Here is a 10,683-nt window from a genome sequence, read left to right on the forward strand (position 1 = left end):
GCACCTAATCAGTCATAGACATCGAGCCAAATCACTAGCGATCAAAAACTCAAACTAGCTATCAAACACTGACCCCCCACCGACGGAAGAAGGAGGGAAGCCAGCAAAAATACCCACACCACACAAACCCCGAAACCCGAAGGCCCCGAAAGCAATCCGTGATGCGGAGTACCAAAAACATTTGGCACTGACATTCATCGACACACTGTTGAGTTCTCAAAGAACACGCGCACACCATCACTTCCGGCTCACTCGCCGACCGCTCCGGGGCAACCGTTCCAACTTATCTCCTGTCGCGCTCCGGCGCAAACCGGGGCGATCAGGACATCTCGAGAGCATCGAAACCTGTTCGGTATTCTCGGGAAGTTCAGGCTCTTGCGTCCAACCTCGTGTCCCCGGCCGCTCGGTCGGGGTTGGTGTCCGTGTCGCTCTGACCTGAAATAAGTTACGCGACGGATAACGGAGCGTCAAATCCCCTGGTCACAGGCATCCGGTATGTGAAATCCGCTGGTGGCCCGCGCTACACACGGACCACCGAACGCAATCGATCCGAATTACGCCACTGTGAGCCGCCGCACGCTAGTTCGACAGCACTTTGACGCCGGCGAAGTTGCGCTTTCCGCGCCGAACCACGAGCCACGTCCCGTGCAGCAGATCACCCGATTCGGGCGTCCAGTCCTCACTGGAGATCTTCTGGTTGTTGACGGAGGCGCCGCCTTCCTTCACGGCGCGACGGGCCGCGCCCTTGCTCTCGCACAGTCCGCTGAGAACGAGAAGGTCGACGATGCTGGACGGCTCTCCCGGGGCGAGTTCCGCGACGGACGCCTCCCGAAGTGCGGCGCCGAGCGTCGGCTCGTCCAGGTCCTGCAGTTCCGCGCGCCCGAACAGTGCCTGGCTCGCGAGCTCCACAGCGCGGGTGTTGGCTTCGCCGTGCACGAGTGTCGTCATCTCCGCAGCGAGCCTGCGCTGGGCCTCGCGCGCATGCGGGCGCTCGGCGGTCGCCGTCTCCAGTTCCGCCAGTTCCTCCGCGGAAAGGAACGTGAACCACCGCAGGTACTTGATCACGTCGGCGTCGCCGGTGTTCACGAAGTACTGGTACCACGCGTAGGGGCTCGTCATCTCGGGGTCGAGCCACAGGCTTCCGCCTCCGGTCGACTTGCCGAACTTCTTGCCGTCCGCCGACGTGACGAGCGGGACGGTCAGACCGTGAACCGACGCTGCGTCGACGCGCCGGTTCAGCTCGACGCCGGCGATGATGTTGCCCCACTGATCGGATCCGCCGACCTGCAGCGAACAACCGTGGCTGCGTCGCAGGTGCAGGTAGTCGTTGGCCTGGAGCAGCATGTAGCTGAACTCGGTGTAGGACATGCCGTCCGTTTCGAGGCGCCGCTTCACGGTGTCTCGCGCGAGCATCACGTTGACGGAGAAGTGCTTGCCCACGTCGCGGAGGAAGTCGATGGCCGACAGCTTGCCGGTCCAGTTCATGTTGTTCTCGATCACAGCGCCGCTCGGCGAGTCGTCGAAGTCGACGAACCGTTCGAGCTGACCCCGGATCCGGTCGGCCCATTCCGCTACGGTGTCGGCGGAGTTCATCGTGCGTTCACCGACGTCGCGGGGATCGCCGATCAGACCGGTCGCGCCACCGGCCAACACGATGGGGCGGTTGCCCGCGCGCTGGAATCGCTTCAGCGCGAGCAGTGGCACGAGATGGCCAGCGTGCAGACTCGGTCCAGTCGGATCGAAACCGGCATAGAGCGTGACCGGTCCGGCGTCGAGATCACGGCGCAGCGCGTCCAGATCGGTTGATTGGGCAATGAGCCCGCGCCAGGTCAGTTCATCGATGATGTTCTCAGTCACGGTTCCGATCATCCCATCCGCTCGTCGGCGGGCATCGCACGCGGGCTTCTGCGGTACGCGGACACGGCCGGCGACTCCGGAATCCAGAAACGCCACGGGCGGTCGGCAGCCGTGCTGACCCCCACCCTGGGGCCGCTCAGCCAGTCGTCCGAGTCCGCGACCTCCAGCCGAACGGGCGAATCGCCTTCGAACAGTCCCGCACCGTTCTCGGCGAGGGTGACGCCGGTCGCGGACCCCAGGTTGCCGGGCCCGCGCGCCCAGTCGGCAGGCCTCGTGACCCGGGGTCTGCGGGCCTGGACCGTCGCGGACCCGTCGAGCACTTCGCCCGCACGGAGGAGCACTCCACCCGCCGTGCCGACCGGGCCGTAGGACACGTTCATGCAGAAGTGCATCCCGTAGCTGCGGTACACGTACAGGTGCCCGGCCGGGCCGAACATCACCTCGTTGCGCGGGGTCCTCCCCCGGTACGAGTGCGATGCCGGGTCGGGCCACGGCCCGTCCTTCTCCCCGCCGTACGCCTCCACCTCCACGATGCGGATGCGAACGTCGCCGACGATGAGCGTGGATCCGAGGACGATGCGCGCGGCGTCCACGGGTTCCGCCCGGTCGAGTCGATCGATGGTCACGCCCCGATTCTCCACAACCGTTGACGATGCCGCCCCGTGGGTCGCATAATTCATCACACAATGAATTCACCCAGTGATGAATTGAGGTCCGCCATGACCGACGCCGCAGCGATCGACATCCGAGATCTACACGTGCGCAGAGGCAGGAACGAAGTGCTGCACGGCATTGACGTCCAGGTTGCGAGCGGATCCATCACCGGTCTCCTCGGACCTTCCGGATGCGGAAAGACCACGCTGATGCGGTGCGTGGTCGGCACCCAGATCGTGGAATCCGGGACCGTCACCGTGCTGGGGTCCCCCGCAGGCTCGGTCTCGTTGCGAAGCCGCGTCGGGTACGTCACCCAGTCCCCCAGCGTGTACGCCGACCTCACGGTCCGGAAGAATGTCGCCTATTTCGCCGCACTCTACGGTCAGCCGTCGAGCGCGGTCACCGAAGCCGTCGATGCGGTGGGGCTGACACGCTTCGCCACCCAGAAGGCGGCCGATCTGTCGGGCGGGCAGCTGGGCCGGGTCAGCCTCGCATGCGCACTGGTGGCGCGCCCCGAGATCCTCGTGCTCGACGAACCCACCGTCGGCCTGGACCCCCTCCTGCGGGTCGAACTCTGGGAGCGATTCGAGGAACTCGCCGCCGCGGGAACCACCCTGCTGGTGTCGAGCCACGTCATGGACGAGGCCGAGCACTGCGCGTCGCTCCTGCTCATGCGCGACGGCTACGTTCTCGCGCAGGTTTCCCCCGGCGGGCTCCGCGAACAGACGGGCGAGACGAGCCTCGAAGACGCCTTCCTGAACCTCATCCGGGCATCACACGTCGGAAGTGAAAACTGATGAACGTCACGATCTTCGCGGCCACGGCGGGCCGGATCCTCGCGCAGTTGCGAACGGATCATCGCACCGTCGCCATGATTCTGGTGGTGCCCAGCCTGCTGATGGTGCTGCTGTACTTCCTCTACCAGAACGTCCCGGCGCCGCCCGGTCAGCAATCTCTGTTCGAGCGCGTCGCGATCACGATGCTGGGCATCCTGCCGTTCGTCGTGATGTTCCTCGTCACGTCGATCGCGATGCAACGTGAACGGACGTCGGGAACCCTCGAACGCCTGCTCACGACGCCGATGGGCAAGCTCGACCTGCTCGGCGGCTACGCGGCGGCATTCTCCACAGCCGCTGCCGCGCAGGCGGGGCTGGCGTGTGCGGTGGCATTCGGATTCCTCGGCCTCACCACGGAGGGCAGCGTGACGTGGGTGCTGCTGATCGCCGTGCTGAACGCGATCCTCGGCGTGGCCCTCGGTCTACTGTGCAGCGCCTTCGCGCGCACCGAATTCCAGGCTGTGCAGTTCATGCCGGTGGTCGTTGTCCCCCAGCTCTTCCTGTGCGGGCTCCTCGTTCCCCGGGATCAGCTCCCCACCTGGCTGGAGTGGATCAGCAACGTCCTCCCCCTGAGCTACGCCGTCGAGGCGTTGCAGCAGGTCGCCACACACCCCGGGGCCACGGGACTCATGTGGCGCGACCTCGCAGTGGTCGCCGCCTTCGCCCTGCTCGCGCTGTCGCTGGGCGCCGCAACACTGAGACGCCGCACACCATGACCGACCCCGCGACACGGTCGGACGCCACCACCGGGCTGCGGACGGGACGACGCCGGGGCAACCCGGACACGAGGTCGCGGATCCTGACGACGGCACGGAAACTGTTCGCGCAGAACGGCTTCGACAAGACCAGCGTGCGTTCCGTGGCCGCCGGGGCGGGTGTCGACTCCGCGCTGGTCCACCACTACTTCGGAACGAAGCGACAACTGTTCCTCGCGTCGGTGGACATTCCGGTGGATCCGACGAAGGTGATCGCGCCGGTGCTCGACACCCCGCGGGACGAGATCGGCAGCCGCCTCGCCCTGGCCGTGTTCTCGGTCTGGGAGTCGCCGCACAAGCCCGCCGTGGTCGCGGCGTTCCGGTCGGCGATGGCGGGAAACGAACCGACCCTCATCCGCACGTTCCTCCTCGAGGTCGTGCTCCGAGACCTCGGACCGCGCGTCGACGAACCACCCGGAACCGGGATGCTGCGCATGCAGTTGGTGGCATCGCAGATGGCGGGCGTCCTGGTGACGCGGTACGTCCTCGAATTCGAGCCACTCGCGTCGCTGCCCGTCGACGACCTGGTTGCGATCGTCGCACCGACGTTGCAGCGCTATCTCACCGGCGACCTTCCGGTGTGATCAGGCCGCGCCGGACGCCCGGGCGAGCAGCGTCTCATGCTCGTCCGCATCGACGTCCCGGGCCTCGTCGATCAGCAGGACGGGGATCCCGTTCTCGATGGGATACGCCCGCCGAAGGCGCGGGTTGTAGAGCAACTCGTCTCCGACCAACAGCAGAGGACCCTTGTCCTGTGGGCACGCGAGAATGCCGAGCAACGTCGGATCAATAACCACGGAAGTCCTCTCCAACCGTTCGGGTGAGCAGTGTCAGGCTACCGCGCACCGGCGGGCACTCCGGCGGAGCCGTCCTGGAACTCGGCGGCAACCGCCTTGGTCAGCCGCCGGTACTGCTGCGATTCCGGATCGACATACCACACACGGGTTCCCGGCTTGGGCAGTCCGGCAGCGCTCAGGGCATCGGCATTCGGTCGGTACGAGGACCCCAGCGGGATGTCCCCGACCACCTGGATGATGTCGGGTCGCAGCGCGGGAGCAAGCGCGTCGAGCGCGTCCGAGATCTCCGCCAGTCTCGGCGGCCGCCCGTCCCGGAGAGTGAACGCGGCAACGGCGAGCGTGCGGCCGCCGGCCTCCACCCCGTAGGCCACCGCGAGGTCGACCCGATCGACGGACCCGAGCGCGTCGACGATCGGCTGGGTGAACACCGCGCCCCGGGGAGTCGCGATCACGGTCTTCCTGTGATCGACCAGCCAGTAGTCCCCGTCGGCGTCGCGGCAGAAGAGGTTCTCCGTCGGAATCCACGCGTCGCCCGCGGCGAATATTCCCCGCATCGCGCCGCCGGACATCTCGGCGTGCACGCCCGCCCTGCCGAGGAGCAGACCGACCTCGTCGTCCTCGCATTCGCGGATGAATCCCTGCTCGTCCTCCAGCAGCCGGCCGGAGATCGGGTCGTAGGCCGCCAGCCGCACCTCGGCGCTCCCGGGCAGGGGTCGCCCCTTCGCCCCGACCTTCGCGCCTGCGACGTTCGCGAGAACCACGTCGCCCTCGGTGGACGCGTAGAACTCGAGGACCTTCGCCGGTGCGAACCGTTCCGTCGTGCGGCGCCACAACCCCTGCGGCATGCCGGACCCGATGAACAGCCGGACGGGGTGACTTCCGTCGAGCGCGAGGTTCTCGGCGTCGAGGATCTCGCGCATCATCGTCCACGTGTAGCTGACCACCGTCACGCCGTAGCGATGGACTTCTTCGGCGAACCGCTCGGCGTCGAGTCCGCGCGAGAGCGCGATCCGGGATCCACCCGCCACGGCGCCACCGATCGCGGCGAGCAGACTCGACGAATGATGCAGAGGCGCAAGGCAGTACACAGTGTCACCACGATCGAGATCGGCGGCCGAGGCCGTTCCGAACGCCGACAGCGCCCACCGATAGTTCGTGATCTGCTTGGTCTCCCAGTGCCCGTTGGACTCACTGCAGATGATGAACGCCAGTTCGCGGGCCAGACCGGGATCGGGCCGGTACCAGCCCGGCAGCGTCACGGCGCCGGGGTCGATCTTCTCGAGGTCGACGACGTTCGCCGACGGATCCACGTCGAGGTCGCGCTGGGCGCCGCCGCCCAGTACCAGGACCTGCATGCCGGTGGCGATCGCGGCGTCCAGATTCTCCGGATCGGTGACGATGCGCTCGACACCGTCGATGCGGATGGCGCTGTGCACTTCCCGCCCGGGCGGCAGGAGGACCGCCACGGCACCGAGACGGGACAGCGCGACGATGGCGGCGAGCGCGCTCGGGCGCGTCTGCATCACGACGCCGACATGCGCGGCGGGACGGACACTGGCCTGAATCAGGCCACGCACCACGTTGTCGATCCGCTGATTGACCGCCTCGTAGGTGTGCACGCGATTGTCGAAGAGGAAGCACTCGCCGCCCGGCGCCTTCCGGCGCTGCTCGGCCAGCAACCGGCTGAGCGAGATCTGGGTGTGTGGCTGGATCTGGCCGAGCCGGGCCAACCGGGGCAGCGCCCGTGTGGCCTCGCCGGACAGTTCCATCGTGCCGCGCAGCGCGCCGGACGCGAAGTCGCTGATCCCCTTGCCGACACCGACGCCGACCTCGGCGACCGACGCCACGGTGTGGATGATGCGATCGCTGATCGAGACCCCGGATTCGCTACCGAAGTGCTCGTCGTAGCGCATGAGTTCGATGTTGGTGGGGCGCGGACCCAGCCCCTCGTTCCACAGAACCCACTTGCCGGTCGTGGGCCACGTGTGCGTCGCTGCGGCCGAACCGACGACGAGGCCGAAATGCCCTGCCCGCAAGGTCGATTCGTACACGTTCGCGCGTGGGGCGGCCCGGCGGATGCCGCGGACGGCCAACGGCTGACCGATGTCGTCGACCTCCCCCACAAACGCGAGGACGGGGCAGGTCAACTCCGCGAGCGACACCACCTGGTCCTTGATCACGAACCCGCCGGTCATCATGCGGTTGTGCACGATGAACTGCTTGAGCAACTCGGCGACAGCCGGACCGGACCACGCAACCCAGCCCTCGGTCGCGAGGAACCGCCGCTGCTGCTCCCGCGGCAACAGCGCTTCCCTGTCGTGCAGCTGACGGAGGAAATCCAACCTCGACTTCAGTGTCTTGACGGGGTCGAGGAGCTGAAACCCGGTGCGGGCCATCCATCCCGATACCGCGAGCCGGTTGAAGACGTGGTCCGCGAGGAAGCCCGCAGCGTCGGTCGCGAAACCCGCCGGGATCCCGAACGGCAGCCCGGCGAGCGTGTCGACCGGGCTGCCGAACGTCACGAGTCCGGCGATGTTGCGGCTGCGGCGGTACGCGGCGGCCTGATAGGCGAACATGCCGCCCTGCGAATATCCGGAGAGATAGACGTCCCGACCGGTGTGCGACCGCACCTGATCGATGATCTCGCTGATCGCGACGATGTGGTCGGCGAGATTCCGATCCCAGCCGCCCTCTTCGGAATCCGGCGATCCGAAGTCGACCACCCAGGGGTCGATTCCCATCGAGCGCAGGATGCCGACCGCACCCTGGTCCCGTGTCACGTCGTAGACGTCGGCCGACATCATCATCGGCGGGACCAGGACGATCGGGGGTCCGGCCTCGGCCGGATCCGTGTCGGGGAAATACCGCCTCAGCCGATACATCGGTGCGCGTTCGACCACCTCGAACGGCGATGTGGTGAGGTCCGTCTCGAGCCCACCGAGACGGACCACCTCCAGCCCGTTCTGCGCCGTCGCCACCACGCGACGGATCGGGCCCATCACCGTTTCGGTATTCAGTCCCACGAACACTCTCCCAGACTCTCGAACCGTGACGCACGCCTCGCTGCCGCCCGCCCTCACCCTACTGCGCCCCGACAGTCACACAGCCCTGATCCGGGTGTCCGACGCCGGCGTCACCGACACCATTCGCGCAGCGACTCCGACAGCTGACGGACCCCGCCCAGCTGTTCGGCCACACGGATACCGGCCGTACCGCCGCGAGCGTTACGCGAGGCGATCGAGCCCTCGACGGTGAGCACCTCCCGCACGTCCGGAGTGAGAGCCGGATCGACCCCGGCGAGTTCCTCGTCGGTGAGATCCTCGAGTCCGGCACCCCGCGCCTCGGCGACGCGGACGCAGGCCCCCGCGGCCTCGTGCGCGACGCGGAACGGGACGCCCTGGCGGACGAGCCACTCGGCGATGTCGGTGGCCAGCGTGAAACCCGCCGGAGCCAGTTCCGCCATTCGATCCGTGTGGAATTCGAGAGTGGCGACCAGTCCGGTGATCGCAGGCAGAAGCAACTCGAGCTGCGCCACCGAATCGAAGACCGGCTCCTTGTCCTCCTGCAGATCCCGGTTGTACGCGAGCGGCTGCGCCTTCAGGGTCGCCAGCAGTCCGGTCAGATTGCCGATCAACCGGCCCGACTTGCCGCGGGTCAGCTCGGACACGTCCGGGTTCTTCTTCTGCGGCATGATCGACGAGCCCGTCGACCAGGCGTCGGCGAGTGTGATGTAGCCGAATTCCGGAGTGCTCCACAGGATGACCTCCTCGGCCATCCGCGACAGGTCGACGCCGATCATCGCGAGCACGAACGCAGCCTCGGCCGCGAAATCCCGCGACGAGGTGGCGTCGATCGAGTTCTCCGCGGACGAATCGAACGCGAGTTCCGCGGCGATCGCCTCCGGATCGAGTCCGAGTGACGATCCGGCCAGCGCCCCGGAACCGTACGGCGACACGGCCGCCCGCACGTCGAAGTCCCGCAGCCGCTGAACGTCGCGGAGCAACGGATGCGTGTGTGCCAGCAAATGGTGGGCGAGCAGAACCGGCTGCGCGGCCTGCAGGTGAGTCTTGCCCGGCATCACCGCGGACGGGTGCGCGGCGGCCTGCGTCGCGAGGGCGTCGACGATGTCGAGGACCCCCTCGGCGACGCGGCGGACCGCGTCCCGCAGCCACATCCGGAACAGCGTCGCCACCTGATCGTTGCGCGAACGCCCGGCGCGCAGGCGACCCCCGACGTCGGGACCGACCCGATCGATGAGCCCACGCTCGAGGGCCCCGTGCACGTCCTCGTCGGATTCGCTCGGGATGAAGTCGCCGCTCGCGACGTCGGCCGCGAGCCTGCCGAGACCGTCGAGCATCGTCGCCAGGTCTTCGTCACCGAGCAGGCCGGCCTTGTGCAGCACCCGGGCGTGCGCCTGGGATGCGCGCACGTCGTACGGGGCCAGCACCCAGTCGAAATGGGTGGACTTGCTCAGCGCCGCCATGGCGGCGGCCGGTCCGGACTCGAACCGTCCGCCCCACAGCGCTCCTTCGTTGGTGCCGTGAGCACTCATACCTAGAGGCCCAGGTCGCGCTTCGCCGCGACCTTCGACGACAGTCCGTGAATCTGCACGAACCCCTTGGCGTAGGACTGGTCGAACGTGTCGCCCTCGTCGTAGGTGGCCAGGTTGAAGTCGTACAGCGACTCGTTGCTGCGGCGGCCGTTGACGATGATCGCCCCACCGTGCAGCACCAGCCGGATGTCGCCGGAGACGCGTTCCTGCGTCTTCTCGATGAACGTGTCCAGCGCGACCTTCAGCGGGGAGAACCACAGGCCGTCGTACACCAGCTCGCTCCAGCGCTGCTCGGTCTGACGCTTGTACCGACCGAGCTCGCGTTCCTGCGTGACGTGCTCGAGTTCCTGGTGCGCGTTGATGAGCACCATGGCGCCGGGCGCCTCGTAGATCTCCCGGCTCTTGATGCCGACGAGACGGTCCTCGACGACGTCGAGGCGGCCGACACCCTGAGCGCCTGCACGGCGGTTGAGCTCCTGGATCGCTTCGAGGACGCTGACCGGCTTGCCGTCGATCGCGACGGGGCGTCCGGCCTCGAAGCTGATGATCAGCTCGTCCGGGGCCTGCCAGTTGACGGTCGGATCCTGCGTGTAGTCGTAGACGTCCTTGGTCGGCGCGTTCCACAGGTCCTCGAGGAACCCGGTCTCGACGGCGCGGCCCCAGACGTTCTGGTCGATCGAGAACGGCGACTTCTTGGAGACGTTGATCGGGATCTCGTTCTCCTCGGCGAATGCGATCGCCTTCTCCCGGGTCCACGCGTAGTCGCGGACCGGTGCGATCACGTCGAGGTCGGGAGCGAGCGATCCGAAGCCCACCTCGAACCGGACCTGGTCGTTGCCCTTGCCGGTGCAGCCGTGCGCGACCGTGGTGCCGCCGTGGGCACGTGCGGCCTCGACGAGGTGCTTGACGATCAGCGGGCGGCTGATGGCCGACACGAGCGGGTAGCGGTCCATGTACAGGGCGTTGGCCTGGATGGTCGGCAGGCAGTATTCGTCGGCGAATTCGTCGCGCGCGTCCACCACGACCGATTCGACCGCACCGCAGTCGAGTGCACGCTGGCGCACGACCTCCATGTCCTCGCCGCCCTGGCCGAGATCGATGGCGACAGCAACAACTTCCTTGCCGGTCTCCTTGCCGATCCAGCTGATGGCGACTGAGGTGTCCAGCCCGCCCGAGTAGGCGAGTACGACGCGATCGGCCATGGTCCTTGTGCTCCTTAGGTTGAAGATCTG

The 10,683-nt window shown here is 67.2% G+C and carries 9 protein-coding genes; 3 read left to right on the forward strand and 6 right to left on the reverse strand.

The features are described from left to right. Positions 1–579: 579 nt before the first annotated feature. Together tyrS and ROP_RS03240 are read right to left on the reverse strand one after the other, a co-directional pair. A complete protein-coding gene (gene tyrS / locus ROP_RS03235) occupies positions 580–1,857 on the reverse strand; it encodes a tyrosine--tRNA ligase (RefSeq protein WP_012687923.1) in 1,278 nt (425 codons plus the stop codon). An 8-nt stretch (positions 1,858–1,865) separates the two neighbouring features. Beyond that, the gene (locus ROP_RS03240; RefSeq protein ID WP_043824148.1) at positions 1,866–2,537 is read right to left on the reverse strand and encodes a DNA-3-methyladenine glycosylase; all 672 of its coding nucleotides are present in this window, start codon (positions 2,535–2,537) and stop codon (positions 1,866–1,868) included. Between the two features lie 39 nt (positions 2,538–2,576). On the opposite strand from ROP_RS03240, the gene ROP_RS03245 reads away from it, so the two are divergent. The 3 genes from ROP_RS03245 to ROP_RS03255 are packed head-to-tail and all read left to right on the forward strand — an operon-like array spanning position 2,577 to position 4,686. Next, positions 2,577–3,308 carry an ABC transporter ATP-binding protein gene (locus ROP_RS03245; protein WP_043824150.1) on the forward strand — a complete coding sequence of 244 codons (732 nt, stop codon included), beginning with the start codon at positions 2,577–2,579 and terminating at the stop codon, positions 3,306–3,308. Further along, positions 3,308–4,063 (forward strand): ABC transporter permease, encoded by a 756-nt coding sequence (locus ROP_RS03250; protein WP_012687926.1) that lies wholly within the window; start codon positions 3,308–3,310, stop codon positions 4,061–4,063. Before ROP_RS03245 ends, ROP_RS03250 begins: the two co-directional genes overlap by 1 nt. After that, positions 4,060–4,686, forward strand: coding sequence for a TetR/AcrR family transcriptional regulator (locus tag ROP_RS03255; protein WP_012687927.1), 627 nt, complete (start codon positions 4,060–4,062; stop codon positions 4,684–4,686). Before ROP_RS03250 ends, ROP_RS03255 begins: the two co-directional genes overlap by 4 nt. Here the strand turns inward: ROP_RS03255 and ROP_RS03260 are convergent, their stop codons facing one another. The 4 genes from ROP_RS03260 to ROP_RS03275 form a co-directional block, all read right to left on the reverse strand. Then, complete coding sequence (locus ROP_RS03260) at positions 4,687–4,899, reverse strand: Trm112 family protein (RefSeq protein ID WP_012687928.1); 213 nt, start codon at positions 4,897–4,899, stop codon at positions 4,687–4,689. It abuts the gene before it with no gap. 38 nt (positions 4,900–4,937) lie between these two features. Further along, positions 4,938–7,928, reverse strand: coding sequence for an acyl-CoA synthetase (locus ROP_RS03265; RefSeq protein WP_080512434.1), 2,991 nt, complete (start codon positions 7,926–7,928; stop codon positions 4,938–4,940). Between the two features lie 104 nt (positions 7,929–8,032). Beyond that, positions 8,033–9,451, reverse strand: a complete 1,419-nt coding sequence (argH, locus tag ROP_RS03270) for an argininosuccinate lyase (protein WP_012687930.1) — start codon at positions 9,449–9,451, stop codon at positions 8,033–8,035. 2 nt (positions 9,452–9,453) lie between these two features. After that, on the reverse strand, positions 9,454–10,653 hold the full coding sequence (locus ROP_RS03275; protein WP_009473614.1) for an argininosuccinate synthase: 1,200 nt from the start codon (positions 10,651–10,653) through the stop codon (positions 9,454–9,456). Between the last annotated feature and the right edge of the window lie 30 nt (positions 10,654–10,683).

The sequence above is a fragment of the Rhodococcus opacus B4 genome (assembly GCF_000010805.1).
GTDB lineage: Bacteria > Actinomycetota > Actinomycetes > Mycobacteriales > Mycobacteriaceae > Rhodococcus_F > Rhodococcus_F opacus_C.

What these genes read in the sequence shown, in the direction of transcription:
- ROP_RS03240 (WP_043824148.1), bottom strand. Translation starts at nt 2,537, where the DNA reads ATGAATTATGCGACCCACGGGGCGGCATCGTCAACGGTTGTGGAGAAT.
- ROP_RS03245 (WP_043824150.1), top strand. Translation starts at nt 2,577, where the DNA reads ATGACCGACGCCGCAGCGATCGACATCCGAGATCTACACGTGCGCAGA.
- ROP_RS03250 (WP_012687926.1), top strand. Translation starts at nt 3,308, where the DNA reads ATGAACGTCACGATCTTCGCGGCCACGGCGGGCCGGATCCTCGCGCAG.
- ROP_RS03255 (WP_012687927.1), top strand. Translation starts at nt 4,060, where the DNA reads ATGACCGACCCCGCGACACGGTCGGACGCCACCACCGGGCTGCGGACG.
- argH (WP_012687930.1), bottom strand. Translation starts at nt 9,451, where the DNA reads ATGAGTGCTCACGGCACCAACGAAGGAGCGCTGTGGGGCGGACGGTTC.
- ROP_RS03275 (WP_009473614.1), bottom strand. Translation starts at nt 10,653, where the DNA reads ATGGCCGATCGCGTCGTACTCGCCTACTCGGGCGGGCTGGACACCTCA.